This is a genomic window from Brucella sp. IR073, from assembly GCF_049065735.1.
In the GTDB taxonomy this organism is placed as follows: Bacteria; Pseudomonadota; Alphaproteobacteria; order Rhizobiales; family Rhizobiaceae; genus Paramesorhizobium.
This window is the reverse complement of sequence record NZ_JBAKHD010000001.1, coordinates 654,691-680,045: the sequence shown is the minus strand read 5'-3', so window position 1 is coordinate 680,045 and position 25,355 is coordinate 654,691. Positions and strand designations below refer to the sequence as shown.

Below are 25,355 nucleotides of genomic sequence, written 5' to 3'. Positions count from 1 at the left end.
TATTGACGTTTCCCCTGCCTCAAGTTCATCTTCGAGATCGACAGGCATGGACCAGATGTGAATGAAGCATCAACCGCAACAATCGCCGCAGTTCTTCCTGACCGCTCCCTCGGCCTGCCCCTATCTCGACGGCCAATATGAGCGCAAGGTTTTCACGCATCTGGTCGGCGAGAAGGCCAATGAGCTCAACGATCTTCTGACGCAAGGCGGCTTCCGCCGGTCGCAGAACATTGCCTACCGCCCCGCCTGCGAGACCTGCCGCGCCTGCGTCTCCGTGCGCATCCTCGCCAATGGATTCGAAATGAACCGCTCGATGAAGCGGGTGTGGAAGCGCAATGCCGATCTCGTAGGCCAAAGCCACAAGGCCGAGCCTTCGACCGAACAATATTCGCTCTTTCGCACCTATCTCGACGCCCGCCACCGCAAGGGCGGCATGTCCGATATGAGCGTCCTCGACTATGCGATGATGGTGGAGGATACCCATGTCGATACGCGCATCATCGAATATCGTCGCCGCTTGCCGGCGGACGGACCGGAGGGTTCGGCGGGTAAGGCTGAAGGTGAGCTTATCGCAGTCGCTTTGACTGACGTGATGTCGGATGGTCTGTCGATGGTCTATTCCTTCTACGATCCGACCATGCCCGACCGCTCGCTCGGCACCTTTATGATTCTCGACCATATCCAGCGCGCGGTGAAACAGGGCCTACCGCATGTGTATCTCGGTTATTGGGTCGAGGGATCACGTAAGATGCAGTACAAAATCCGCTTCACGCCGCAGGAGCATCTGGGGCCGAAGGGATGGGAACGTTTTAAAGATTAAGCTCTTTCCGCATCGGGTAGCTGAACTTTCCGCCTCGCCAGGGCTGCGGCTCGCTGGCTACATACCCCAGCGATTTATAGAACTCCCTTGCGGTCTCGGTGCTGGCAAGGCTTGCTGCGGTAACGCCGTGCTCAATAAGATAGGCTTCCAAATAGCGCATCATGCCTTTGCTTACGCCACGAAACCGGAAATCCGGCGAGACATAGTTGAGCTGAATCTCGCCTTTTGCCGTAACCAACCCGACACCCGCCAGTTTGCCGCCGATCAAGGCCACCGCGAGCAATTGGCCAGGCGCTTCAATCCATTTGCGCACATTTTCAGGCGTCTTATTGGCGAGCCACGGCAGCAGAAGCTCGTCATTATTTTCGTGGTCCAACCCGCATAACGCTGAGATCGAGCGCCTCAGAACATCGCAGATATTTTCTGCTTCATCTGATCTCGCGGGCCGGAATTCCAATATTGTCCTCCTCAGAACTTCCCTGACCGCGGAAACCCCTTCGGTACCATCCGTCCGGCTCCGGCCCGATCGGCCAGCCACTCGGCGAGTTCTTCTTTCTTGCGTGTAAATGTCCGGTCCGCCGCGTCCTGCCAGGTCAGCCCTTGTTCGAGAGTGAAGGTGCGCACGTCCGAGACACCGCCGTCCTTATATCTCTGTAGCCGCACGCCCTTGCCGCGAGTCATCTCCGGAATCTGGGCGAGCGGGAAGACGAGCAGCTTGCGGTTTTCGCCGACGATGGCGACGTGGTCCCCCGCGACGCGGATGCAGAGCTTGGCCTCGTCGGGCGCCTTCACATTCATCACCTGCTTGCCCTTGCGGGTGTTGGCGACCGTCTCGGTTTCCGGGACGATGAAGCCGTTGCCCTCATGCGAGACGAGCAGCAGCTTGGCGGCGGGGTCATGTGCCAAGGCCGTCACGATGTCCTGGTCGTTTTCCATATCGACCATGATGCGGACGGGCTCGCCATGGCCGCGGCCGCCCGGCAGGGTGTTGGCGCCGATGGTGTAGAACTTGCCGCCTGTCGTGAAGATCAGGATCTTGTCGGTGGTCTCGGCGTGGAAGGCGAGCTTCAGCTTGTCGCCTTCCTTGAAGGAGAGCGTCGAGAAATCGGCCAGATGGCCCTTCAAGGCGCGCAGCCAGCCCTTTTCCGAGACGACGACCGTCACCGGCTCCTTCTCGATCATCGCCTGCTGGATGTCTTCGTGGTCGTGATTGGGCGCTTCGGCGAAGGTCGTGCGGCGCTTGCCCAGCGGCGTGTCGGGGCCGTATTTCTTGCGGACATTGGCGACTTCCCAGCCGATGGTCTGCCATTGCTTGGCGTCGGAGGCGAGAAGCTCCTCGATCTGCGTCTTTTCCTCATTAAGCGCGTCGAACTCCTTGCGGATTTCGAATTCCTCGAGCTTGCGCAGAGAGCGCAGGCGCATGTTGAGGATCGCTTCGGCCTGATTGTCGGTGAGGTCGAAGGCCGCCATCAAGGCCGGCTTCGGGTGCTCCTCCTCGCGGATGATACGGATCACCTCATCGAGGTTCAGATAGGCGATGAGATAGCCGCCCAGCACCTCCAGCCGCTTCTCGATCTCGGCATGCCGGTAGCGCGAGCGGCGGATCAGCACTTCCTTGCGGTGCTCGAGCCATTCCCTCAGCACGTCGCGCAGGGAGAGCACATTCGGCACCTTGCCCTGCGACAAAACGTTCATGTTGAGCGGGAAGCGCGTCTCCAGATCCGTCAGCTTGAACAGCGATTCCATCAGCAGTTCCGGATCGACGGAGCGGTTCTTCGGCTCCAGCACGATGCGGATGTCTTCCGCCGATTCGTCGCGCACATCGTCGAGCAGCGGCAGCTTCTTGGCCACCAGCAGTTCGGCGATCTTCTCGACGAGGCGGGATTTCTGCACCTGATAGGGGATTTCGGTGACAACCAGCACCCAGGTGCCGCGTCCGCCATCCTCCTTGTGCCAGCGCGCGCGCAGGCGGAATGCGCCCCTGCCCGTGCGATAGGCTTCCAATATCTGCGCCGCCGGCTCGACCAGAATGCCGCCGGTGGGGAAATCGGGTCCCGGGACATGGGCCACCAGATCGTCGACGGTGGCGTTTGGATGCTTGATGAGATGCAGCGCCGCATCGCAGAGTTCGGCGACATTGTGCGGCGGGATGGAGGTGGCCATGCCCACGGCGATGCCGGAGGAGCCGTTCGCCAAGAGGTTCGGGAACGCGCCGGGCAGCACGACCGGCTCCTCGTCCTCCTCATTATAGGTCGGGCGGAAGTCGATGGCGTCCTCGGTGATACCATCGAGGAGCAGCGTTGCCACATCGGTCATCCGCGCTTCGGTGTAGCGCATGGCGGCGGCGTTATCGCCGTCGATATTGCCGAAATTGCCCTGCCCGTCGACCAGCGGATAACGCACCGCGAAATCCTGCGCGAGGCGCACCAAGGCGTCATAGATCGCCTGGTCGCCATGCGGGTGGAACTTACCCATGACATCGCCAACGATGCGGGCGCATTTGGCATAGGCCTGGTTAGGGTCGAGCCGCAGCAGCCGCATGGCATGCATGATGCGGCGATGCACCGGCTTCAGCCCGTCACGCACATCAGGCAGCGCCCGGTGCATGATGGTGGAGAGCGCATAGGCCAGATAGCGCTCTTCCAGCGCCGATTTCAGATCGATCGGCTCAATGTGATTGTCTTTGCCGCCCCCAGGCGGAATCAGGCTTTTTCCCATGGGCCATGGGTTAGCAAGCGGGTGATTCCACGGCAAGTCAACATTGGCGGAAAGGCGGAATGCTCCCTATATTTTCCAGTTGAAGCGAAGCTTTATGAACGCGATTTAGACGCAATCCGCCGGTTTATCTCTTGGCTAAAGAGAATCACGTCGAAAAACGAGGAAACAACATGCCCGTCACTTTGAAATCCACGGCACGCAGCCTGATGGTTGCATCGGCCCTGTCGCTCCTGATGGCGAGTTCCGCTTTCGCCTTCGAAGGCAATGCCGTGGCGGAACGCATGAAGGAGCTTTATGCCGAGCAGGGGGGCCAGCTCAGCTACGGGCAGGTCACCACCAGCGGCGCGACTGTCGTACTCAAGGACGCTACGCTGAAGATGCCGGGCTCTCCGGCGGAACAGAAGCCCTTCGACCTCGGCGACATCACGCTTGACGGCGTCGCGGATGCGCCCGATGGCGGCTACGATATCGCCAAGGCGACCATGCCTGACGTGATCTTCCCCGTGGGTGAGTTGACCATCGCCGCCAAGGGCATCGAGATGGACAAGATGCATCTGGCGCCCAAGGGCTCGTCGGACCCGCTCGCCAGCTATGTCTATTACCAGACGGCGAAAATCGCAGAGGCCACCCTCACCCAGGACGGAAAGGAATTCGCCCTGCTGAAGGATATTACAACCACCGTCTCGCCCTATAAGGAGGGCAGCCCCATCGACACCGGTTGGGACATCAAGAATGTGACCGTGGATGTCGCCAAGACCAAGCCTTCGGAGCTGACCAAGGCGCTGGAGGCGATGGGCTACAAGAAGATTACCGGCAATATCGTCTCCAAGGCGAGCTGGACGCCATCGGACGGGCATTTCAAGCTGGACCAGTTCAACTTTACCATGAATGAGGGCGGCAAGCTCAGCGCGACCTTCGACATGGGCGGCTATACGCTCGACTTCGTCAAGGAAATGCAGCAGGCGCAGACCGAACTCGCCGCCACCAAGGACAAGAACACGGCGGGAATGGCGACGCTCGGCCTCATGCAGCAATTGACGGTCAACGGCGCGTCGATCCGGTTCGAAGATGCCTCGCTGACCGGCAAAATCCTCGATTATTACGCCAAGAAGCAGAACACGGACCGCTCGACGATCGTCAACCTGACGAAAGCGGCGCTGCCGCTCTTCGCCGGACAACTGAAGAACGCCGCCTTCGCTGCCCAGGTGACGCAGGCCGTCGGTGCCTATCTCGACAACCCGAAATCGATCGAAATCCGCGCCGCCCCGCCCTCACCCGTCCCGGTCGCCGTGCTGACCGCCACAGGCTCGGCCCAGCCGGAGAGGCTGCCGGATGTGCTGGGGGTGACGGTGACGGCGGATAAGTAAGCATTGGTGGGTAGAGGGAGGCCCTACGGGGCATCCCTCTATAATATTCAGAGCGACCAATCTTCCAGGCGAAGGTTTTCGACGCGACTAAATTCTCGAGTATTATTGGTAACCAGCGACAAGCCCCGCGCTTTCGCTTGCCCAGCAATCAGCAAATCATAAGGGCCGATGGGCCTACCCTTGGCGGCAAGGGCAGCGCGAATTTCTCCCGCGACAAAGGCATCGTTTTGATCGAAGTCGAGAACCGGAAAATCCGCCATTATCAATCGCACGGTTTCGAGATTGTATTCAATCCGCGCGCTTTTCAGAGGTCCAAAATACAACTCAAACGCCACGACCGATGAAAGGCCAATACTGCCTTTAGGTTTACTGACGACCCGCCGGATCATGGCATCGGATTTACGCCCTGTCAGTGAGATGACCGCGTTGGTGTCGAGGAGATGCGAGATCACCGGAAGAGCTCGTCGAGCTCTGGCCGCTCCTGCTGTTCCGGCTGCTCACGCCCGTTCGCCATGAAATCTTCGCTAAAGCCACGGGCCATTGCCGCTTTCAGGTTCGCCCAAGGCTCGGCTGGCTTCACATGGGGACGCAGAACAAGCGCGTCGCCTTCACGCGTGATCTCCACGCAATCAACATCAAAGCGAAGTTCCTTTGGCAGGCGGACGGCCTGCGAATTGCCGGATTGGAATACGCGCGCGAGATGGGACATATACGCCTCCGTTCGTATCTACGAAGGCGTATATACTATTTTTCGCCACTCGGTTCAAGCATCCGGCAATCCGGATGGCTGGGCTATGCGTCCTTCTTCCCCGGATTCAGCCGGATGTGCAGATCCCGTAACTGCGCCGGGGTTACCTCGGAGGGTGCGCCCATCAGCAGATCGAGCGCCTGCTGGTTCATCGGGAAGAGCGAAATCTCGCGCAAATTCTTCGCGCCGACGAGCAGCATGATGATGCGGTCGATGCCGAAGGCACAGCCGCCATGGGGCGGGGCGCCATATTGGAATGCGCGGTAGAGGCCGCCGAAGCGCTCTTCGACGTCCGCTTGTGTCAAACCGACCTTCTCGAATGCCTTTATCATCAGTTCCGGCGATTGATTGCGGATCGAGCCGGATGCGATTTCGAAGCCATTGCACACCGCGTCATACTGATACGCTTTGAGTTCCAGCGGATCCTTGCTGTCGAAGGCTTCGGCTCCACCATGCGGCATGGAAAAAGGATTATGGCTAAACTCGAGCTTCTTGTTGTCCTCATCCCATTCGTAGAACGGGAAGTCGATGATCCAGGCCAGCTCGAAGCGGTCGCGGTCAACTAGGTTGAGTTCCTCGCCGGCACGGGTCCGGGCCTCGCCCGCGAATTTATAGAACTTCGATGGCTGGCCGGCGACGAAGAAGCAGGCGTCGCCATCGTCGAGGCCGAGCTGCGTGCGGATCGCCTCGGTGCGCTCCTCGCCGATGTTCTTGGCGATAGGTCCCGCGCCTTCGAGCTTGTCGCCTTCCTTGCGCCAGAAGATATAGCCGAGGCCCGGCTGGCCTTGGCTTTGCGCCCAGGAATTCATGCGGTCGCAGAAGGCACGGGAGCCGCCCGTCTTAGCCGGGATAGCCCAGACCTCGACCTTTGGGTCGCCCGCGATCATGTTGGCGAAGACCTTGAAGCCGGAACCGGCGAAATGCTCGGTCACCGCTTCCATGACGATGGGGTTGCGGAGGTCCGGTTTGTCGGAGCCGTATTTGCGGATTGCCACGTCATACGGAATGCGCGGCCAGTTCTTCGTCACCGGCTTGCCTTCGGCGAACTCTTCGAAAATCGCCGTCATTACCGGTTCCATCGTCTCCCAGACTTCCTCCTGGGTGACGAAGCTCATCTCGACATCGAGTTGATAGAACTCGCCCGGCAGACGGTCGGCGCGCGGGTCTTCGTCGCGGAAACAGGGCGCGATCTGGAAATAGCGGTCGAAGCCGGCAACCATCAGCAATTGCTTATATTGCTGCGGTGCCTGCGGCAGGGCATAGAACTTGCCCGGATGGATGCGGCTCGGCACGAGGAAATCGCGCGCGCCTTCCGGCGACGAGGCGGTAAGAATCGGCGTCGTATATTCGGCGAAACCGGCCTCACCCATGCGCTGACGCATGGCGGAGATGATCTGCGTGCGCTTGACGATGTTCCTGTGCAGCGTCTCGCGGCGCAGGTCGAGGAAGCGGTATTTGAGGCGGATGTCCTCGGGATAGTCCGGCTCGCCGAAGACCGGCAGCGGCAGTTCCTTGGCGGCGGACAGCACTTCGATCTCGGTCGCGAAAATCTCCACCTCGCCCGTCGGCAGGTTGGGATTGACCGTTTCGCTGGTGCGGGCCTTCACCTCGCCATCGACGCGGATCACCCATTCGCCACGCACCGTTTCGGCCACCTTGAAGGCGGGCGAATCGGGGTCAGCGACGATCTGGGTCAGGCCGTAATGGTCGCGCAGGTCGATGAAAAGAATGCCGCCATGGTCGCGAACGCGATGGACCCAGCCGGACAGGCGGACAGTCGAGCCGACGTCCGATTTACGAAGGGCCGCGCAGGTGTGGCTGCGGTAACGGTGCATGATGTCTGCCTCTGAAATCTAATGGAAAAAACGATGGTCGTTTTCTCATGAAATTTGGGCGGACAAGCGCATTTTGACCGGGATTTGTCAAGGCGTAAGGGTGACTGGTGAATAGTGAATGGTAAGAGCGGTGGGGAGCCTTCTATTCACTATTCACTATCCATCAATCACTGCTATACAAATCCCATGAAGCTGATTACGACCACACAGGCCCTCGAAGAGGCCGTTTCCGCCCTCTCGAAATCCGATTTTATCACCATCGATACCGAGTTCATTCGGGAGACGACGTTCTGGCCGGAACTGTGCCTGATTCAGATGGCGTCGCCCGACGAGACGGCGCTGGTGGATGCGCTTTCGCCGGATATCGACCTTGCCCCCTTCTTCAAGCTGATGGGCGACGAGCGGGTGATGAAGGTGTTCCATGCCGCGCGGCAGGATATCGAAATCATCTTCCATCGCGGCAATCTCATTCCCCATCCGGTCTTCGATACGCAGGTGGCGGCGATGGTCTGCGGGTTCGGCGATGCCATTTCCTATGACCAGCTCGTCAACCGCGTAACCGGCGCGCATCTCGACAAATCCTCCCGCTTCACCGATTGGCGGCAGCGGCCCTTGTCACAGAAGCAGCTCGAATATGCCCTGGCCGACGTGACGCATTTGCGCGATGTCTATCTGCACCTGAAGGCGCTGCTTGAAAAGGAGGGCCGCGCCGACTGGGTCAACGAGGAAATGGGCATTCTCACCGCGCGGGAAACTTATGACCTCCACCCCGACGATGCCTGGAAGCGTCTGAAGGCTCGCCTTAAGAAGCCGCAGGAGCTGGCGGTGCTGCGCTCCGTTGCCGCCTGGCGGGAACGCGAGGCGCGCGAGCGCAACGTGCCGCGCGGACGCATCATCAAGGACGACACCATCTATGAAATCGCCCAGCAACAGCCGGTGGACGCCGAGGCACTGGGCAAGCTTCGCTCCATCCCGAAGGGCTGGGAGCGTTCGAGCCAGGCGGCCGGCCTCATCGCCGCCGTGAATGCGGCGCTGGCTATCCCAAGGGATCAGATGCCGCGCCTGCCCAAGCAAGCGCACTCGCCCGAAGGTGCGGGCGCCGCGGCGGATCTGCTCAAGGTGCTGCTGAAGCTCGTGACCGAGGAATATGGCGTCGCCGCCAAGATCGTCGCGACATCGGATGATATCGACAAAATCGCCATCGATGGCGAGAAAGCCGATGTCCCCGCGCTTCACGGCTGGCGCCGCGATGTTTTTGGCGAGAAGGCGCTCAAGCTCATTGACGGCAAGATCGGGATCAAGTTCGAAAAACGGAAGATCGTGGCGGTGGAGCTCGATTGAGCGAGAAAGCTATGGGCGAGAAGATCGCAGGCGTTCCCTTCACCCGCTATATTCGGCTTCTGATCGAGCAGGATGTGTCGAGATAACAAGCGGGGACCACTCCCTCACTGGCGCGAATTGTCCCCTAGAGGTCCGGAACCGGCATTTTTCCGGCTATAGTACTTGTTTATTCTCCATTTCGGATCAACCATCTGGAGATGACAAGAATGTCCGCTGATACCGCCTTGATCGTGATCGATGCTCAGGAATCCTTTCGCCATCGGCCTTATTTCCGCGAGGAAAGCGTCGCGGCCTATATCGAGCGCCAGCAGGCGTTGATCGATGGGGCGAAGGCTGCCGGGATTCCGGTGGTGCAGGTCTTCCATGTCGAGGAAAGCGGCCCGTTTTCCGAGGCATCAGGTTTTGTGACAACGCTCAAGGGCCTTCGTATCGTCCCGGATGCGGTGTTCAGGAAAACGCGGCACAGCGCGCTCGTCGGCTCCGGCCTCGATGTCTGGCTGACGAAGAACGGCATAAGCCGCGTGATCATCTCCGGCATTCGCACCGAGCAATGCTGCGAGACCACAACGCGCCATGCTTCCGATCTCGGCTACAAGGTCGATTATGCCGGCGAGGCGACGCTGACTTTTCCCATGACCGATGCGACGGGCCGGATCTGGAGCGCCGATGAAATCCGTGCACGCACGGAACTGGTGCTCGCGGACCGTTTCGCACGCATCGTCACGGTGGACGAGGCGCTGGCTGGTCCGCCACAGGCGGCGGCATGATGATGAGTGGGCGGAGGATCATCCCGGTTTTCGTGGTGGTGCCTCCGCGCGCGCTGCTGCTCGATATCGCCGGGCCGATGGAGGTGCTGCGCAAGGCCAATCTCGATCAGCATGCCGTCGCCTTCGACGCTGCCTATATCGGCCCCTCCCCCGTCATCGGCAGTTCGATCGGGCTGCAACTAGCGGGCATCTCGCCATTGCCCGAAGCGCTGCCTGACGGTGCGCTGGTTCTCATTTCCGGGTCCGCCGACGAGCCGATGGGTCGTATTGAACGCGACGCGGAGGAGGAACGGCGGCAGGAAGCGGAAATCGTCGCGTGGTTGAAGCGCACCATCCGGCCCGGCATCAGGCTGGTAACCATATGTTCCGGCGCGCTGCTTGCCGCCCACGCTGGTCTTCTGGACGGCTATGAATGCACCACGCATCACGCATCGATGTTGGATCTGAAGCGGATTACCCCCTTGGCGACGGTGCGCGAAAACCGGCTCTATGTGGAGGATCGCGAGCGGCTGACCAGCGCTGGAATCACCGCAGGCATCGATTTGATGCTTCATCTCGTGGCGCGAGAGGCGGGCCATGCCACAGCGCTCGCCGTTGCCCGCTATCTGGTCGTCTATCTCAGGCGCAGCGGCAGCGACCCGCAGCTCTCGCCCTGGCTCGAAGGCCGCAACCACATCCATCCGGCCATCCACCGCGCGCAGGACGCCATCGCCGCCGACCCGGCGCGGGATTGGTCCGTTGAACGATTGGCCGACATCGCGGCCACCAGCCCGCGCAACTTATCGCGCCTGTTCAACGAGCATACCGGCATGAGCGTTACCGACTATGTGAACCGGCTGCGGATCGCCCTCGCCCGCGAGCTGGTCGCCGGCTCACGGCTCGATATGGAAAGCGTCGCCGAAAAGGCCGGCTTCGCCTCCACCCGGCAATTCCGCCGTGCCTGGAACCGGATCCATGGGGCACCGCCGTCGCGGAGTCGGGGTATGACCTAGGCCGCCTGCGCAGTAACTTTTCTATTTGAAATGCCGGCGAACAGCGCCCTCCTGTCCCGTCGGCGTTAAAATCGCATTTGGTAACAAAGCCCGATTGCAGCCTTTACCCCTATTCTTCCCCCACCACCAGATGCAGTTCCTTCCCCACCAGCTTCGCCAGATGCTGCAAGCGCCCTTCGGGCCGCTCGGCCACCAGATCGGCGTGCTCCTTTGGCACGACGAGTTCAAGGCCGCCATTCTCCAGCTTGCGCCATTCGAGGCGGGGAATGATGGCGGGCATGGAGGCGGAGAGGAGATAGACGACGCGCAGGAGGGCACCCAGAAGCTTGGCGCGTTCGCGCAGGCGCGGGGTGGCGAGCTTGACGATCTCAGGGGCGACGGCGTCGTCCACCACGCCCTCATGGCGGAAATAATTGGCGAGCGCCATATAGGAGCGGCCTGCATGATCGATGCCGCCGAAGGAGCCGTGGGCGATGAGGTTCAATGCCTGCGAGCCTCGATAGTCCGGATGCGCGCGCCAGCTGATGTCCGCGAGCAGGCAGGCGGCACGGCGATAGCGGGCCTCGTCCTCCGTCTCGTCATAGCCCAGCGCGGCGAAGGCTTTTTCCGTCCAGTCCGCCAGTTCATGCGCATGGCGCGGCGAACGGGCGCGCAGGATGGCCGTTTCCTCCGCCGCCGCCAGCAGCGGATCGGAACGTTGTTCCTTTTTCGACAGGAGCGAATAAAGATAACCCTCGCGCACGCCCAGCGCCGAGAAGACGATCTTCGAAGGCTTCATGCGGCGGATGGTTTCGAGCAGAACGATCGCGCCATAGGAGAGCAATTGGCGGCGGTTCTTCGACACCGCGTCGATGCCGCGCATATGATCGACATCGCCCTTGGCGACGCGAATCAGGAAGCTCTGCGCCTCCTTCGGGTCTATCTCATAAGCATGCATGATGTGGAGGGGGTAGTGCTTTACATTCATGTGCAGCTTGGCGAGGTTTCGCCAAGTGCCGCCCACCGCATAGAAGATGCGACCCTCCCCTTCCTTCAATAGGGTCGCCCGGTCAAGCTCCGTTCGGGCGATCTGTACCGCATCCGTGAGCTTGCCGTTTGAGAGATCCTGAAGGCGCAGGCCGCCCAGCGGCAGCGTGATGCCGTCGCCGATGGCATGGCCGCGCACGTCAACCAGCTCGAGGCTGCCGCCGCCGAGATCACCGGCGATGCCATCGGGATCGTGGAAGCCGGAGATGACGCCGAGCGCCGAATAATAGGCTTCTTCCTTGCCCGAGAGCACCTGGATGGGCGCGCGCAGCACGGCTTCTGCCTCCGCGATGAAGGCGGAACCGTTTTCCGCCTCGCGCGCGGCGGCGGTGGCGAGGGCGTGAATAGACGTCGCGCCGGCCTGCTCGGCCAATGCGCGGAAGCGGCGCAGGGCGCTCAAGGCGCTCTCCACGGATTTTTCATTGAGGCGACCGGTCTTTGCCAGCCCCTTGCCAAGCCCGCACAGAATTTTCTCGTTGAAAAGCACCGTCGGGGAGCGGACGATGCCTTCATAAACGACGAGGCGGACCGAGTTCGATCCGATATCGATGACCGCGACCGGCTGGCGCCCTTTCAGGCGCCCCTGCGCCACCGTCCCCTGACCCTGGGGCAAACTCATGCGCTGCGGTTTCTCTCGGCGCGGGCGCGCTTGCGATGGGCAATAAGGCGCGGCGCCGAGGATTTCAGCGATTTGCCACGCCCTGACAGGCTGGGATTGGTCATGAAGTATTCCTGCGCGTTGAAGGCTTCTTCTCCCTCGGCGGGTTTTATCCGGCGAGAGGTACCATCGGCAAGTAGTTCGTAGCTCTGCTGATTGTCAATGATGTTGGCAAGCATGATCTGCGAAAGCACCTGCTGATGCACTGTGGCGTTGGTGATCGGCACCAGCGTTTCCACGCGGCGGTCGAGATTGCGCGGCATCATGTCAGCGGAACCGATATAGACCAGCGCCTTTTCCGAGGGCAGGCCATGGCCGTTGCCGAAGCAGAAGATACGGCTGTGCTCCAGGAACCGCCCGACGATGGACTTGGCACGGATATTCTCGGAAAGGCCCGGCACGTTGGGCCGCAGGCAGCATATACCGCGCACCACCAGGTCGATCTCCACCCCGCCCATGCTGGCACGGTAGAGCGCGTCGATGATCTGCGGATCGACCAGCGAATTCATCTTCATCCAGATGGCGGCGGGACGCCCGGCCTTGGCATGAGCGATTTCGTCGTCGATATGCTTCAGGATGCGGTCGCGCAGCGTCAGCGGCGAAACGGCAAGGCTCATCTCCTCTGCCGGCTGGGCATAGCCGGTGATGAAATTGAAGATATGCGATACATCGCGAGCGATGACCGGGTCCGACGTGAAGAAGGACAGGTCGGTATAGATGCGCGCGGTGATGGGATGATAATTGCCGGTGCCGAGATGGACATAGGTTCGCAGGCGCGCATCCTCGCGGCGGACCACCAGCGACATCTTGGCGTGGGTCTTCAGCTCGATGAAGCCGAAGACGACCTGCACGCCGGCGCGCTCCAGGTCGCGTGCCCAGCGGATATTGGCTTCCTCGTCGAAGCGGGCCTTCAATTCCACCAGCGCCGTCACGGATTTCCCCGCTTCCGCCGCGTCCACCAACGCCCGGACGATGGGGCTGTCGTTGGAGGTTCGGTAGAGCGTCTGCTTGATCGCCAGCACATCCGGGTCCTGAGCTGCCTGACGCAGGAACTGAACCACGACGTCGAACGATTCGTAGGGGTGGTGGACGACGATGTCCTTTTCCCGGATAGCCGCGAAGCAATCGCCGCCATGCTCGCGAATACGTTCGGGAAATCGCGGGTTATAGGGCACGAATTTCAGATCCGCGCGTGGGATGGCAACGATCTCGGAGATCATGTTGAGCGCCAGAAGGCCGTTGAGCACGCTGATGCGGTTATCAGGCACGCCAAGCTCGGTGGCGACGAAGAGGCGCAGTCCCTCCGGCATCTCCTTATCGAACTCGATGCGGATGACCTGGCCGCGGCGGCGGCGCTTCAGGGCGCTCTCGAACAGGCGCACAAGGTCTTCCGCCTCTTCCTCCACTTCGATATCGCTGTCCCTGATGATGCGGAAGGTACCGGCGCCCTTCACCTCATAGCCGGGGAAAAGCTTGCCGATGAACAGGCTGACCGCATTTTCGAGTGAGATGAAGCGGAAATTGCCGTTGTCAGCGGGAAGCTGGATGAAGCGCTTGAGCGCCGTGGGCAGACGCAGGAGCGCGGTCATGGGATGATTATCGGCGCGGCGCGCAAGCTGCAGCGCGATGGAGAAGCCGAGATTCGGGATGAACGGGAACGGGTGCGCCGGGTCGATGGAAAGCGGCGTCAGCACGGGGAAGATGGTTTCGAGGAAATGGCCCTCCAGCCAGCTCTTCTCGCTGTCAGTCAGCGCGTCCGGCTTGACAATCTCGATCTTTTCCTTGGCAAGCTCGCCGAGGAGCACATGGAGGTCCTCCTGCTGGGCCGCCTGCAGCTTGCCCACTTCCTCGAGGACGAAATCAAGCTGCTCCTGCGGCGTGCGGCCATCGGCGCTGCGCGTGGCGATGCCAGCGCGCACCTGCCCGGCAAGGCCGGCAATGCGCACCATGAAGAACTCGTCGAGATTGGTCGCGGAAATGGAGAGAAAGCGCACGCGCTCCAGGAGCGGCTGCTTCTCATTGCGGGCTTCCTCCAGCACACGGCGATTGAACTGCAGCCAGGAGAATTCGCGATTGACGAAGCGGTCCGGGCTTTCCAGGAGCGACAATTCGCCCGGCGCAGCTGCCGCCTCCGCTTCGATCCGCGTCGCGGCTTCTTCAACGATGGTCGTGTTCACTTCGTTCATCTCACCCACTCTCCGTTGCCGTCCGGAACAGCCCGCACAAGCACGAAACCTATGAAACTATTATGACAGTATGATAGCATGGGAGGGCGAATGCCCGGTAAACGCGCGCCTGTCTCTTCGGCGGCATCCTCATCGTCGGCATCACCCAGCCGCTGCGCACGCCGCCCCTCCGCCATGTGCTCGACTGGAATTCGGCTTGAAATATCCGCCGATTTGATCCAAACCGCTTTCGAAAACAGATCGTCCACGGTAACAGGTGGCGCGATTGTCCCGTGATCCCGAAAGCTCAGGGCTTGGCGGGATCGTCCTCGGTTAATGCCGGAGCCTGCCCATGTCCGATCATGCCATTCCTCATTTCCAAAACGATGCCGGCCATCGCGCCATCGAAATCGGTGTGCACGAGTTCATGTGCGTCGGCGCCAATCCGCCCTTCGACCACCCTCATGTCTATCTCGACATGGGCGATAGCGACGAAACCGTGTGCCCCTATTGCTCGACGCATTATAAATATAACGCGGCCCTCCACGCCACGGAGACGAGGCCTGAGGGCTGTCTCTACGTTCTGACGAACGTTTGAGCCATTTCCCGTTGAGATGGAGACGCTAGCGCCAGCCACCGCCGCTCCATGAGCATGACACCCGCCGCCAAACACATCATTATTTCCGGTGCAGGCATTGCGGGGCTGACCGCGGCGCTGGCGCTGGCGGCGAGGGGGTTCAGCGTCAGCATTTTCGACAGGACGCCCAAGCTCTCCGAGGTCGGCGCGGGATTGCAGCTTGCCCCTAACGCCACGCGGCTGCTCGACCGGCTCGGGGTCATGGACCGGCTCTTACCGCAGGCGGTGGCGCCGGATGCGCTTTATCTCAAGAATGGTGCGAACGGCAAAACCCTGACCCGCATGGGGCTGGGGCCGGTAGCGGAAGCGCGCTGGAACGCGCCCTATATCGTCTGCCACCGCGCCGATCTGCAGGCGGCGCTGGTCCGGGCGGCGGAAAAGCACCCCGCCATCACCCTCAAGCTGGGCGCCAATGTCATTTCCCATAGCGTGAACGAAAGCGGCGTGACGGCACAGATCGATGCCGGAGACCGAATCGAGGAGCACCAAGGCGCGCTGCTCATAGGCTGCGACGGGGTGTGGTCGATGCGCCGCGCCGTCTCCGCTCAAGATGGCGCGCAGTTCACCGGACACATCGCCTGGCGTGCGAGCCTCGCCGCCGGGTCTGTACCCGACATCTTCATGACAACGCTTGGCGAGCGGAACAGCGTGTCGGCATGGCTCGGCCGGGGCGTGCATTTCATCGCCTATCCGGTCAAGGCCGGGAAAGCGTTCAATTTCGTCGCCATCACCAGGGGACGCGATCCTGGGCGGGAATGGTCGTCGAAGGGCGACAGCATCGCGCTGCAAGCGGCCTTTTCCGGCTGGCATCCGGCGATCCACGCTGTCATCCGCGCGGCGGCGGAGCAATGGACCTTCTGGCCGCTGTTCCAGATGCCCTCCCCCCGCTTCATCCTGAGCGCACGCACGGTCCTTCTCGGCGACGCCGCCCATGCGATGACGCCCTTTGCAGCGCAAGGCGCGGCGATGGCGATCGAAGATGCCTGCGCGCTCGCGGCGGCCTTGTCCGGTGAGGAAGCCGAATGGCCCGCGGCGCTCGCCCGGTTCAACGAAGAGCGCACGGCCCGCATCGCAAAGGTGGCGCGGCGCGGGTCACTGAACCGTTTCGCCTATCACGCGGCCGGGCCCTTGGCGCTGGGGCGGAATATGCTGTTTCGCGCACGGCCGCCGGAGCGGTTTCTGGACGATCTGGACTGGCTTTATGGGTATGACGGGACGGGGTTTGGGCTATAGAGCAGCGCTGCCGATTTAAGATGAAAACGCCGGCGGGACACCTCCACTGTCCCGCCGGCATTTTCTATTTGTACGCAATCCTCAATGCAAAATCTGGCTCAGGAACAGCTTCGTCCGCTCGTGCTGCGGGTTGTCGAAGAATTCCTTCGGTGAGTTCTGCTCGACGATCTGGCCCTGATCCATGAAGATGACGCGGTTGGCGACCTGGCGGGCGAAGCCCATTTCGTGGGTGACGCAGACCATGGTCATGCCTTCCTCAGCGAGCGAGACCATGGTGTCGAGCACTTCCTTGATCATTTCAGGGTCGAGCGCCGAGGTCGGCTCGTCGAATAGCATGATGCGAGGGTTCATGCAGAGCGAGCGGGCGATGGCCACGCGCTGCTGCTGGCCGCCGGAGAGCTGGCCGGGATATTTGTTCGCCTGCTCGGGGATTTTCACCCGCTCCAGATAGTGCATGGCGATCTCTTCCGCCTTCTTTTTCGGCATCTTGCGCACCCAGATCGGCGCGAGCGTGCAATTCTCCAGGATCGTCAGATGCGGGAAGAGGTTGAAGTGCTGGAAGACCATGCCGACCTCGCGGCGCACCTCGTCGATCTTCTTCAAATCGTTGGTCAGCTCCTTGCCGTCGACGATGATCTTGCCCTTCTGGTGCTCTTCCAGCCGGTTGATGCAGCGGATCATGGTGGACTTGCCCGATCCGGACGGCCCGGCGACCACGATACGCTCGCCGCGCATGACCTTCAAATTGATGTCGCGCAGCACATGGAAATCGCCATACCATTTGTGCATGTTGACGATCTCGACGGCCACGTCGGTGGAAGAAACCGTCATCTTGGAGCGATCCGCCTGGATCTCGGCCGGATCGACGATGCTGTGTTGTGTGCTCATGGGTGAGTTCCCTTATCTCATTTTGTTAGCTGCATGATCTTGCCCGAGTCTGAGATCATGCTCTGTGACCTGTGTTCAGCCGACGCTCCATAAAGATGGAATAGCGCGACATCGCGAAACAGAAAATCCAGAAGACGAAGGCGGCGAAGATCAGCCCCGTTGCCGGCGTCTGCGGCGATGACCAGTTCGTATCGGCGAAGTTCTGCCGGACGATGCCGAGCAGGTCGAACATGCCGATGATATAGACGAGGCTGGTATCCTTGAAGAGGCTGATGAAGGTGTTGACGATGCCGGGGATGACCAGCTTCAGCGCCTGCGGCAGGATGATCAGCCGCATCTTCTGCCAGTAACTCAAGCCCAGCGAATCCGCACCTTCGAACTGCCCTTTCGGGATGGCCTGCAGGCCGCCGCGCACCACCTCCGCCAGATAGGCGGCCTCGAACAGCGCGACGCCGATGAGCGCGCGCAGCAACTTGTCGAAGGTGACGCCGGGCGGCAGGAAGAGCGGCAGCATGACGCTGGCCATGAACAGCACGGTCACCAGCGGTACGCCGCGCACCGTCTCGATGAAGATGATGGAAAGCAGCCGGATGACGGGCAGTTTCGACCGCCGGCCCAATGCCAGGATGACGCCGAGCGGCAGCGAAACGATGATGCCGACAAAGGCCAGCACCAGCGTCACCAGGAGGCCGCCCCAAAGCGGGGTTTCGACATGGCTCAAGCCGAACGAGCCGCCGACCAGGAGGAAAAAGGCGACAATCGGGAAGGCGATGAAGAACAGCAGCGCGTTCGCCTTCTTATAGGGCGCGCGCGGGATGATGAGCGGCACCAGCAGCGCCACGAAGAGCGCCGCCACGATATCGACCCGCCAGCGCTGGTCGATCGGATAGCGCCCGTAGATGAACTGCTCGAATTTGGCGTTGACGAAGGCCCAGCAGGCGCCGGACCAGCCTTCCGGATGCGCGCCGCCCTGCGCCACGGTCAAGCAGGCGGTGCGGTCCGTGCCGGTCCAGACGGCGCTGAAGAACAGCCAGTTGAAGACGGGCGGCAGGAACCAGACGAGCGCCAGGATCGCGAGGACGGACATGGCGGCATCGACAGGCGTGGCGAACAGATTGACGCGCAGCCAATGGACGAGGCCGCGCTCGCCCCGTGGAGGCGGCTCAACCGCCGCCATTTCCTTGCGCACGAAGCCGAGATCGGAATTTGTCATCTTATCTCTCCACCAGCGCCATCTTGCCGTTGAACCAGTTCATGAAGGCCGATGTCGCAAGGCTCAGGCCCAGATAGATCACCATCCAGATCGCCACCACTTCAACGGCCTGGCCGGTCTGGTTCAGGATCGTTCCGCCCACCGCGACCAGGTCGGGATAAGCGATGGCGATGGCGAGCGACGAGTTCTTGAGCAGGTTCAAATATTGGTTGGTCAGCGGCGGGATGATGATGCGCAGTGCCTGCGGAACCACCACCTGACGCATCGTCGGACCGGGACGCAAGCCGAGCGCATAGGCTGCCTCGGTCTGCCCTTTGCTGACGCCGAGAATGCCGGCACGAACGACCTCCGCGATGAAGGAAGCCGTGTAGAAGGACAGCGCCAGCAGCAGCGCCAGAAACTCCGGGTTCATGTGCGAACCGCCGGACAGGTTGAAATTGCCGAGCTTCGGATATTCGAAAGTGAGCGGAAAGCCCGTTAACACGAAGGCCAGCAGCGGCAGGCCGATAATGAGGGCCGCGGCTGTGCGGTAGACAGGAAAGATCTGCCCGGTCGCCATCTGCCGCGCGCGCGCCCAGCGGGCGACGAAGAAGGACAGCACCAGCGCAAGAAGGAATGCGACGCCGACGAGCCATGCGCCGTCGCCCCATATGGCGGAGGGATAGAACAGGCCGCGATTGTTGACATAGGCCCCCAGCGGCAGAGAATAGCTCTCGCGCACCACGGGCATGACCATCAGGACGCCGAAATACCAGAAGAAGATGACCAACAGCGTCGGGATGTTGCGGAAGATTTCCACATAGACGAGGCAGATCTTGGCGATCAGCCAGTTGCGCGAAAGCCGTCCGATACCGACGAGAAAGCCGACGATCGTGGCCAGGATGATGCCGAAAACCGCGACATAGAGCGTATTCAGCAAGCCCACCAGCAGCGCGCGGGCATAGGTCGCATCATTGGTATAGGCAATGAGCGACTGGCTGATATCGAACCCGGCACGGCCTTTCAAGAAGCCGAACCCCGAGGCGATATGGGCGCGCTGCAGATTGGTGACCGTATTGTTGGCGATCCAATAGATCAGCGCGATGATGCCGATGAAAACGACGGCCTGATAGATCAGTCCGCGGATTTTCGGGTCGTATAAAAAAGATACGCCCGGGCTTTCACGGCCGGATTGTGCAATATCCTGCGTAGCCATGCACCCCTCACTTCAAGTTTCTCTGTTGTTCCCAATTTATTATTTTTTTGGGTCGTTTATTCGGGAAGACGGCGTTTCGCCGCCTCGTTGCCTTAGCTTATGCCTTTATCGCATTTGGCGCAAATTTTGCTTTGTGGGTTAGCGGGGCGGTTCCGGGGCTCTCGATTGAGACGGCGGCGGGATAGGCCTCTAGCGCTTCGCTTTCCACTGTCAACCACGGGTCAAGCTAAAGGAGGGCAACAGAAAAGAGATTTGCGCCCCTTCAACTTTAGCAGGCCACGCTCAAATCCGCGTTTCCGCCTAGCCCCTGCACCTACACGCAATAGCCATCAGGTCAGGACCGGCGGACCGGTCCCGACCCGGGCAAGGCTATTCGACTTGCGACTACACCGAGATCAGCGGATCGGCATGCCGTATTGCAGGCCGCCCTTCGTCCACTGGGCGTTGAGGCCGCGGGAGATCTTCAGCGGGCTGGTGGCGCCGAGATTGCGCTCGAAGATTTCGCCGTAATTGCCGACGCCCTTGACGATCTTCACCACCCAGTCATTGGTCAGGCCAAGATCGGTGCCGATCTTGGTGTCGGCCTCGGTGCCGAGCAGACGCTTGATCTCCGGGTTGGCCGAGTTCTTCATCTCGTCGACATTCGCCTTGGTGATGCCGAATTCCTCGGCGTTCAGCAGCGCGTAATGGGTCCAGCGCACCACGTCGGCCCACTGCGAATCGCCCTGGCGGACGCCGAGACCGAACGGTTCCTTGGAGATAATTTCCGGCAGGACCACATGATCGTCCGGGCTGCCGAGGTTGAGGCGCACGGAATAGAGCTGCGACTGGTCGGAGGTGTAGGCATCGCAACGGCCGGCGTCATAGGCGGCGTTGACCTCTTCCAGCTTCTCGAACACGACGGGGTTGTATTCCATCTTGTTGGCGCGGAAATAGTCGGCGAGGTTCAGCTCGGTCGTGGTGCCGGCCTGCACGCAGATCGACGCGCCTGACAGTTGCAGGGCGGAGTTGATGCCCGATAGCTTCTTCGCATTGATCATGAAGCCCTGGCCGTCATAGTAATTGATGCCCGCGAAATCGAGGCCAAGCGCGGTGTCGCGGCTGATGGTCTCGGTCGTGTTGCGGACCAGCACGTCGATCTCGCCCGACTGCAGCGCGGTGAAGCGCTCCTTGGCGTTGAGCGGCGTGAACTTGACCTTGGTGGGGTCGCCAAAAATAGCGGAAGCGATGGCGCGGCAGTAATCAACGTCGAAGCCGGACCACTCTCCCTTGTCGTTCGGCGCCGAGAAGCCGGCGAGCGAGGTATTGACGCCGCACTGAAGGAAACCCTTGGCTTTTACGTCGTCCAGCGTGCCGGCGCTCGCCGACGCGGCGGTCCAGGCAAGCGCGGCGATGCCAAAGGCACCTTTGAGAACTGACTTTTTCATATTGGCTACTACCCCTTTTTGTGTTGCCTTCGTGTTCCCGTTTGAAGGGCTTCCAAGCAGAATGCCCCGGCGTCACGCGCCAGGCGCGAACCGGGTCGATGGACACGTCTGCCGTGCTCCCATTCACGATTTCTATCGAATGCGATAATTCGCCTCTGGTCAAGGCTTTTAACGCTTATTCAACCAAAGCAGCAACGCGCCGGGCAAGAGCGCAGTCGTGCGCTCATGCCAGAGGGAAGCGACGGCGTTCCGGCAAAAGCCTTCCCGGAACGATGGTAAAACCCAACTTCCTGTTGGCGAGGAAGCGCGCCAGAAAAAGCGTGACGAGGAAGCCTATCGAAAAGCCGGCCACCACATCGGTCGGATAATGGGCGGCGACGGCAACGCGGCTGAAGGCGAGCACGATGGCGGCAATGAGACCGGCCAGACGCCAGCGCGGAAACCAAAGCGCCAGAATGACGGCGATTGCACCGACCGTCGCCGAATGCCCCGAGGGGAAGCTCGCATGGAGATAGCCGCCGTGGAAGGGCTGGATGATATCAGGGCCGAGCGTATCGATCAGCGCCGGGCGCGGGCGTCCGACGAGATATTTGAGGATTTCCACGACGAGCCCGCTCAGCCCAATCGCGGCGAAGGCGAACGCCGCCTGGCTCTCAAGCGTCTGGATACGCGCATGCTGCCGGGCTTCCAGCCCTTGCCGATTCCGGCCCGTGGTCCAGATGAGGACGCAAAAGAGGATGGCCAGATAAAGCAGCGTCCGGCCCAGATCGGTCAATTGCCGCAGGAGCGAAAGGCCGGGCATATCGCTGGCGGAAACGGCGCGCAGGATCACGCCGTCAAAGGGCTGCAGAAACCATAGGACCAGCATCGCCACGACGGCGCCCGCCGTCATGGACCGCGTCCAGGAAGACGGCGCATCGGCGGGCGCCTGCAGGCGAAGGCCGGCTGCGAGCGCGCGAAAGGCAAGACGGAGATTGGCTTTGACGGTGTCGAACATCCGCTCTAAGCGTTGCATCGAATTTTGTCACGAATAGGCTGGCCTGATCATAGCGGGAGAAATAGCGATGGGAAAATCCACGGACAAGCAGACGTCGCTCGGGGTCAACACGCGCCTCGTCAAGGGCGGCAACGACCCGCATGATTTTTACGGTTTCCTGAACCCACCGGTCGTCCATGCTTCCACGGTGCTTTTTCCCGACGCGCAAACCCAGGTGACGCACAAGCAGAAATATACCTATGGCACACGCGGCACGCCGACAAGCGATGCGCTGGCGAAGGCCATCGACGAGCTGGAAGGTTCCGCCGGGACGGTTCTGGTACCATCAGGGCTTGCGGCGGTGACCGTCCCTCTGCTCGCCTTCCTCTCCGCCGGGGATCACGCGCTTCTTGTCGACACGATCTACAACCCCACCCGGCATTTTGCCGATACCATGCTGACGCGACTGGGCGTGACGGTCGAATATTACGACCCGGCCATCGGCGCCGGCATTTCCGCGCTGATGCGCCCGAACACGAAGGTCGTGTTCACGGAATCGCCGGGCTCGAACACGTTCGAGATGCAGGATATCCCAGCCATCGCCGCCAAGGCGCATGAGGCGGGTGCGGTCGTGATGATCGACAACACCTGGGCGACGCCGCTCTATTTCCGCCCGCTCGACCATGGGGTGGACATTTCGATTCATGCGGCGACGAAATATCCGGCAGGCCATTCCGACGTGCTGCTCGGCACCGTCTCCGCCAATGAGCGCTGCTGGCCGCAGCTTCTGGAAGGCCATGGCACGCTCGGCATGTGCGCCGCGCCCGACGATGTTTATCAGGTGCTGCGGGGACTCAGGACCATGGGCGTGCGGCTCGAAGCGCATCAGAAGAGCGCGCTTGAGATTGCCCGCTGGCTGGAGACGCGGCCGGAGGTAGCGGAGGTGCTGCATCCCGCTCTTGAAAGCCATCCGGGCCACGCGATCTGGAAACGCGACTTTTCCGGCGCGTCCGGCGTCTTCTCCTTCGTGCTCAAGGGTGGCAGCAGGAAGACGGCGCATGCCTTCCTCGACGCGCTCGAGCTCTTCGGCATCGGCTATTCCTGGGGCGGATATAGCAGCCTCGCCTTGCAGGTGAGCCTCTCCGACCGCACGGTCAGCCGAAGGGACTATCCGGGCCCGGTCATCCGGCTCCAGATCGGCCTTGAGGACACGGCGGATCTGATCGCGGATATCGAAAAGGGCTTCGCGGCGGCAAGGAATGCAGAATAGATGTTTTTCCCTCTTGCGCGGGAAGGACGAAATCTCTACGGAAATCAGTATTGGCGGAGCGTAGCGCAGCCTGGTAGCGCACCTGATTTGGGATCAGGGGGTCGCGTGTTCGAATCACGCCGCTCCGACCAGCTTTTTAGAGGCATCTGGTACTGAGCTGCCGGATGCTGCGGAAGCGGACTTAAAGGTGTAGAATGGTTGCGCGCATATATCGTCCCGCCAAGACCGCGATGCAGTCGGGCAAGGCCAAAATGACCTCCTGGCTGCTGGAATTCGAACCGGAAAGCCCACGCAAGGTCGAGCCGCTGATGGGCTATACATCGTCCGGTGATATGAAGAGCCAGATCAAGCTCTTCTTCGACACCAAGGAAGAAGCCATCGCTTATGCCGAGAAGCACGGCATCCCCTACCGCCTCTTCGAGCCGAAAGAGGCGAAGCGGCGCAAGGTTTCCTATTCCGACAATTTCCGCTTCGACCGCCAGCAGCCCTGGACGCATTGAGCGGTTTTTCGTCCCGCTCAGGCTGATAAGCCACGCCTTTTTGCTTGGCTGGGCGAAACTCTGCGTATAATGCTTGTCCCCGTCGGTCCCGTAGCTCAGCTGGATAGAGCACCGGCCTTCTAAGCCGATGGTCGCAGGTTCGAATCCTGCCGGGATCGCCATTATTTTTGTCCGGACACCGAAGCTTGGGGGCTTGAGGGATGCAGGACGGGGACACAAGCGCGAGTGATGTTGCTGTTCGCAATGCACAGACGAAATTAACTGCGACGTGGCTCAATGGCATTTCCATTGCCTTGTTTGCGATTGGCGCACTGACGCCGTTCTTTTCCAGCATCTATAGCTCCGGAACCCTCGGACTCCTTGTTTCGATGGGGATCGCCGTTTGTTTTTCAGCGGCAACTGGACTACATTTACTGGCAAGGCAAACCTTGAGAGGGCTGAAGCCGTGACCATAGAGCAATTCGCACTTTTCATGATGGTGCCAATTGGTGCTCTCATTATGGGCTTCGGGGTGTATTATTTCACCCGGGATCCCGATGAGAAACATCGCTCGCGTTGATTTGCAGGGCGGCAGGCCTTGAGTTCGGCCCCGTTTTCTTCTGATCGTCCTGCCCTCCTCCTTGCTCCAGCGGGACGGGAATTGCGTTGCTGAAGGACTGGAACGAGCGTCGTCATGATCGCTCATATTCGGAAGAATAACTTATGACTTTCGGAACAATTCGCGCTTTTTGGTCAGGCCGATTGGCAGCCTTATTATGACTTTGGCGGTTTATCATTTCGTCCATCACCGCAATTAGAAGCACCACACTTCCGCTGAAAGGCCATTGTGCATACATCTCACACTGGTAACCAAATCCGAACACACCGCTGATAGCTTCCCGCCGCATGGGCCTTCGTGCGGGAATCAGCGGGTAGAGTTTCATGGCCAGGAAGAGACGTTCATCCAAGAGCTCGTCCGGAATCGGCTCGGGCGGCGCGCTTCTTGTTATCGTGGCGCTGGGCGCGGCGGGGTGGTGGACGGCCTATGACGGAAAACATCCGGAGTTATCCCGTCTTCTGAGCCAGTTTCCGAGTTTAAAGAAGACGGAAGAAGCGAAGGCGAGACTTAAGGCGCCCGTCGCTCCGGCCAAGCCGCAGGAAAACGGTGCGAAGACAAGCGTAGCGCTCGCGGCCAAGGCCGATGCGCCGCGACCGCCGCTTCCCATTCGTCCGGTTGCGATTCCCTCACGCGATGCCGACCCGCAGATAATGCCGCCGAGGCCCCCTGCCCCGATCAATGCAACCGAGACGAAATCGGTGGTGAATATTCCTGTCGGGAAGCCCGATCCGGCGACGACGCCCTCCGCCTTCTATGCGAGGGAGCGTGTCGTCATTCGCGAACATGCCTGGGACAAATCCGCCGCCATCGGTACGGTCGAGCGCGGACGCGAGATGCGCTCCTATGGCAAGACCGGCAAATGGCACCGCGTCGTCGTGCCTTCCACCAGCATGATCGGCTGGGTGCATGAGAACCAGCTCGCATCCTCGCCGCCGTTCTTCACGGGATCGATATTTAAGAAGTGAGGTAGTGAATAGTGCC

General features: G+C 60.9%; 23 protein-coding genes and 2 tRNA genes. 13 read left to right on the top strand and 12 right to left on the bottom strand.

Annotation, left to right across the window (positions count from 1 at the left end; all coding sequences use genetic code 11):
- Nucleotides 1-61: 61 nt before the first annotated feature.
- On the top strand, nt 62-820 hold the full coding sequence (locus tag ACOWVG_RS03360) for an arginyltransferase (protein ID WP_420960057.1): 759 nt from the start codon (nt 62-64) through the stop codon (nt 818-820).
- Here the strand turns inward: ACOWVG_RS03360 and ACOWVG_RS03355 are convergent.
- On the bottom strand, nt 810-1,277 hold the full coding sequence (locus ACOWVG_RS03355; RefSeq protein WP_420960056.1) for a GNAT family N-acetyltransferase: 468 nt from the start codon (nt 1,275-1,277) through the stop codon (nt 810-812). The genes ACOWVG_RS03360 and ACOWVG_RS03355 overlap by 11 nt on opposite strands.
- An 11-nt stretch (nt 1,278-1,288) precedes the next feature.
- On the bottom strand, nt 1,289-3,538 hold the full coding sequence (gene parC, locus ACOWVG_RS03350; protein ID WP_420960055.1) for a DNA topoisomerase IV subunit A: 2,250 nt from the start codon (nt 3,536-3,538) through the stop codon (nt 1,289-1,291).
- Nucleotides 3,539-3,708: 170 nt separating this feature from the next.
- Between parC and ACOWVG_RS03345 the strand changes: the two genes are divergently transcribed.
- On the top strand, nt 3,709-4,905 hold the full coding sequence (locus ACOWVG_RS03345) for a hypothetical protein (protein WP_420960054.1): 1,197 nt from the start codon (nt 3,709-3,711) through the stop codon (nt 4,903-4,905).
- 47 nt (nt 4,906-4,952) lie between these two features.
- On the opposite strand, the gene ACOWVG_RS03340 is transcribed toward ACOWVG_RS03345, so the two are convergent.
- From ACOWVG_RS03340 to aspS, 3 genes are all read right to left on the bottom strand, one after another.
- Nucleotides 4,953-5,357 carry a type II toxin-antitoxin system VapC family toxin gene (locus tag ACOWVG_RS03340; protein ID WP_420960053.1) on the bottom strand — a complete coding sequence of 135 codons (405 nt, stop codon included), beginning with the start codon at nt 5,355-5,357 and terminating at the stop codon, nt 4,953-4,955.
- Nucleotides 5,354-5,614: an antitoxin gene (locus tag ACOWVG_RS03335; RefSeq protein ID WP_420960052.1), complete on the bottom strand. Its 261-nt coding sequence runs from the start codon at nt 5,612-5,614 to the stop codon at nt 5,354-5,356. The genes ACOWVG_RS03340 and ACOWVG_RS03335 overlap by 4 nt, the downstream gene beginning before the upstream one ends.
- A gap of 83 nt (nt 5,615-5,697) precedes the next feature.
- On the bottom strand, nt 5,698-7,488 hold the full coding sequence (aspS, locus tag ACOWVG_RS03330; RefSeq protein ID WP_420960051.1) for an aspartate--tRNA ligase: 1,791 nt from the start codon (nt 7,486-7,488) through the stop codon (nt 5,698-5,700).
- Between the two features lie 186 nt (nt 7,489-7,674).
- Here aspS and rnd point away from each other — a divergent pair, with 186 nt between their 5' ends.
- The 3 genes from rnd to ACOWVG_RS03315 all read left to right on the top strand — a co-directional run bounded on the left by rnd (nt 7,675) and on the right by ACOWVG_RS03315 (nt 10,588).
- Nucleotides 7,675-8,829, top strand: a complete 1,155-nt coding sequence (gene rnd / locus ACOWVG_RS03325) for a ribonuclease D (RefSeq protein ID WP_420960050.1) — start codon at nt 7,675-7,677, stop codon at nt 8,827-8,829.
- A gap of 206 nt (nt 8,830-9,035) precedes the next feature.
- Nucleotides 9,036-9,596 (top strand): isochorismatase family protein, encoded by a 561-nt coding sequence (locus ACOWVG_RS03320; protein WP_420960049.1) that lies wholly within the window; start codon nt 9,036-9,038, stop codon nt 9,594-9,596.
- Nucleotides 9,593-10,588 carry a GlxA family transcriptional regulator gene (locus tag ACOWVG_RS03315; protein WP_420960048.1) on the top strand — a complete coding sequence of 332 codons (996 nt, stop codon included), beginning with the start codon at nt 9,593-9,595 and terminating at the stop codon, nt 10,586-10,588. The genes ACOWVG_RS03320 and ACOWVG_RS03315 overlap by 4 nt, the downstream gene beginning before the upstream one ends.
- Nucleotides 10,589-10,697: 109 nt before the next feature.
- On the opposite strand, the gene ppx is transcribed toward ACOWVG_RS03315, so the two are convergent.
- Nucleotides 10,698-12,233: an exopolyphosphatase gene (ppx, locus tag ACOWVG_RS03310; RefSeq protein WP_420960047.1), complete on the bottom strand. Its 1,536-nt coding sequence runs from the start codon at nt 12,231-12,233 to the stop codon at nt 10,698-10,700.
- The gene (locus ACOWVG_RS03305; RefSeq protein WP_420960171.1) at nt 12,230-14,413 is read right to left on the bottom strand and encodes an RNA degradosome polyphosphate kinase; all 2,184 of its coding nucleotides are present in this window, start codon (nt 14,411-14,413) and stop codon (nt 12,230-12,232) included. The genes ppx and ACOWVG_RS03305 overlap by 4 nt, the downstream gene beginning before the upstream one ends.
- Before the next feature lie 376 nt (nt 14,414-14,789).
- On the opposite strand from ACOWVG_RS03305, the gene ACOWVG_RS03300 reads away from it, so the two are divergent.
- Both ACOWVG_RS03300 and ACOWVG_RS03295 read left to right on the top strand, forming a co-directional pair.
- Complete coding sequence (locus ACOWVG_RS03300; protein ID WP_420960046.1) at nt 14,790-15,035, top strand: zinc-finger domain-containing protein; 246 nt, start codon at nt 14,790-14,792, stop codon at nt 15,033-15,035.
- A gap of 48 nt (nt 15,036-15,083) precedes the next feature.
- On the top strand, nt 15,084-16,307 hold the full coding sequence (locus ACOWVG_RS03295) for an FAD-dependent monooxygenase (protein WP_420960045.1): 1,224 nt from the start codon (nt 15,084-15,086) through the stop codon (nt 16,305-16,307).
- An 81-nt stretch (nt 16,308-16,388) separates the two neighbouring features.
- On the opposite strand, the gene ACOWVG_RS03290 is transcribed toward ACOWVG_RS03295, so the two are convergent.
- The 5 genes from ACOWVG_RS03290 to ACOWVG_RS03270 form a co-directional block, all read right to left on the bottom strand.
- On the bottom strand, nt 16,389-17,195 hold the full coding sequence (locus ACOWVG_RS03290; protein WP_420960044.1) for an amino acid ABC transporter ATP-binding protein: 807 nt from the start codon (nt 17,193-17,195) through the stop codon (nt 16,389-16,391).
- A gap of 55 nt (nt 17,196-17,250) precedes the next feature.
- Nucleotides 17,251-18,408, bottom strand: coding sequence for an amino acid ABC transporter permease (locus ACOWVG_RS03285; RefSeq protein ID WP_420960043.1), 1,158 nt, complete (start codon nt 18,406-18,408; stop codon nt 17,251-17,253).
- 1 nt (nt 18,409) lies between these two features.
- The gene (locus tag ACOWVG_RS03280) at nt 18,410-19,603 is read right to left on the bottom strand and encodes an amino acid ABC transporter permease (protein ID WP_420960042.1); all 1,194 of its coding nucleotides are present in this window, start codon (nt 19,601-19,603) and stop codon (nt 18,410-18,412) included.
- 395 nt (nt 19,604-19,998) lie between these two features.
- Entirely contained in the window at nt 19,999-21,030 is a 1,032-nt protein-coding gene (locus ACOWVG_RS03275; protein ID WP_420960041.1) for an amino acid ABC transporter substrate-binding protein, read from the bottom strand.
- Between the two features lie 223 nt (nt 21,031-21,253).
- Entirely contained in the window at nt 21,254-22,045 is a 792-nt protein-coding gene (locus ACOWVG_RS03270; RefSeq protein WP_420960040.1) for a phosphatase PAP2 family protein, read from the bottom strand.
- Nucleotides 22,046-22,094: 49 nt separating this feature from the next.
- Between ACOWVG_RS03270 and ACOWVG_RS03265 the strand changes: the two genes are divergently transcribed.
- The 6 genes from ACOWVG_RS03265 to ACOWVG_RS03240 all read left to right on the top strand — a co-directional run bounded on the left by ACOWVG_RS03265 (nt 22,095) and on the right by ACOWVG_RS03240 (nt 25,339).
- Entirely contained in the window at nt 22,095-23,276 is a 1,182-nt protein-coding gene (locus tag ACOWVG_RS03265) for a cystathionine beta-lyase (protein ID WP_420960039.1), read from the top strand.
- 54 nt (nt 23,277-23,330) lie between these two features.
- Nucleotides 23,331-23,407, top strand: a tRNA-Pro gene (locus tag ACOWVG_RS03260).
- Nucleotides 23,408-23,470: 63 nt separating this feature from the next.
- Nucleotides 23,471-23,776 (top strand): ETC complex I subunit, encoded by a 306-nt coding sequence (locus ACOWVG_RS03255; protein WP_420960038.1) that lies wholly within the window; start codon nt 23,471-23,473, stop codon nt 23,774-23,776.
- 84 nt (nt 23,777-23,860) lie between these two features.
- Nucleotides 23,861-23,937, top strand: a tRNA-Arg gene (locus tag ACOWVG_RS03250).
- A 39-nt stretch (nt 23,938-23,976) separates the two neighbouring features.
- Nucleotides 23,977-24,225 (top strand): amino acid transporter, encoded by a 249-nt coding sequence (locus ACOWVG_RS03245; protein WP_420960037.1) that lies wholly within the window; start codon nt 23,977-23,979, stop codon nt 24,223-24,225.
- A 472-nt stretch (nt 24,226-24,697) separates the two neighbouring features.
- Entirely contained in the window at nt 24,698-25,339 is a 642-nt protein-coding gene (locus tag ACOWVG_RS03240; protein WP_420960036.1) for a hypothetical protein, read from the top strand.
- Nucleotides 25,340-25,355: the final 16 nt, after the last annotated feature.

Bases quoted from the DNA above. Each gene is read 5' to 3' on its own strand.
- ACOWVG_RS03360 (WP_420960057.1), top strand. From the start codon at position 62: ATGAAGCATCAACCGCAACAATCGCCGCAGTTCTTCCTGACCGCTCCC.
- parC (WP_420960055.1), bottom strand. From the start codon at position 3,538: ATGGGAAAAAGCCTGATTCCGCCTGGGGGCGGCAAAGACAATCACATT.
- ACOWVG_RS03345 (WP_420960054.1), top strand. From the start codon at position 3,709: ATGCCCGTCACTTTGAAATCCACGGCACGCAGCCTGATGGTTGCATCG.
- ACOWVG_RS03335 (WP_420960052.1), bottom strand. From the start codon at position 5,614: ATGTCCCATCTCGCGCGCGTATTCCAATCCGGCAATTCGCAGGCCGTC.
- aspS (WP_420960051.1), bottom strand. From the start codon at position 7,488: ATGCACCGTTACCGCAGCCACACCTGCGCGGCCCTTCGTAAATCGGAC.
- rnd (WP_420960050.1), top strand. From the start codon at position 7,675: ATGAAGCTGATTACGACCACACAGGCCCTCGAAGAGGCCGTTTCCGCC.
- ACOWVG_RS03320 (WP_420960049.1), top strand. From the start codon at position 9,036: ATGTCCGCTGATACCGCCTTGATCGTGATCGATGCTCAGGAATCCTTT.
- ACOWVG_RS03315 (WP_420960048.1), top strand. From the start codon at position 9,593: ATGATGATGAGTGGGCGGAGGATCATCCCGGTTTTCGTGGTGGTGCCT.
- ppx (WP_420960047.1), bottom strand. From the start codon at position 12,233: ATGAGTTTGCCCCAGGGTCAGGGGACGGTGGCGCAGGGGCGCCTGAAA.
- ACOWVG_RS03300 (WP_420960046.1), top strand. From the start codon at position 14,790: ATGTCCGATCATGCCATTCCTCATTTCCAAAACGATGCCGGCCATCGC.
- ACOWVG_RS03295 (WP_420960045.1), top strand. From the start codon at position 15,084: ATGAGCATGACACCCGCCGCCAAACACATCATTATTTCCGGTGCAGGC.
- ACOWVG_RS03290 (WP_420960044.1), bottom strand. From the start codon at position 17,195: ATGAGCACACAACACAGCATCGTCGATCCGGCCGAGATCCAGGCGGAT.
- ACOWVG_RS03285 (WP_420960043.1), bottom strand. From the start codon at position 18,408: ATGACAAATTCCGATCTCGGCTTCGTGCGCAAGGAAATGGCGGCGGTT.
- ACOWVG_RS03280 (WP_420960042.1), bottom strand. From the start codon at position 19,603: ATGGCTACGCAGGATATTGCACAATCCGGCCGTGAAAGCCCGGGCGTA.
- ACOWVG_RS03275 (WP_420960041.1), bottom strand. From the start codon at position 21,030: ATGAAAAAGTCAGTTCTCAAAGGTGCCTTTGGCATCGCCGCGCTTGCC.
- ACOWVG_RS03270 (WP_420960040.1), bottom strand. From the start codon at position 22,045: ATGCAACGCTTAGAGCGGATGTTCGACACCGTCAAAGCCAATCTCCGT.
- ACOWVG_RS03265 (WP_420960039.1), top strand. From the start codon at position 22,095: ATGGGAAAATCCACGGACAAGCAGACGTCGCTCGGGGTCAACACGCGC.
- ACOWVG_RS03255 (WP_420960038.1), top strand. From the start codon at position 23,471: ATGGTTGCGCGCATATATCGTCCCGCCAAGACCGCGATGCAGTCGGGC.
- ACOWVG_RS03245 (WP_420960037.1), top strand. From the start codon at position 23,977: ATGCAGGACGGGGACACAAGCGCGAGTGATGTTGCTGTTCGCAATGCA.
- ACOWVG_RS03240 (WP_420960036.1), top strand. From the start codon at position 24,698: ATGGCCAGGAAGAGACGTTCATCCAAGAGCTCGTCCGGAATCGGCTCG.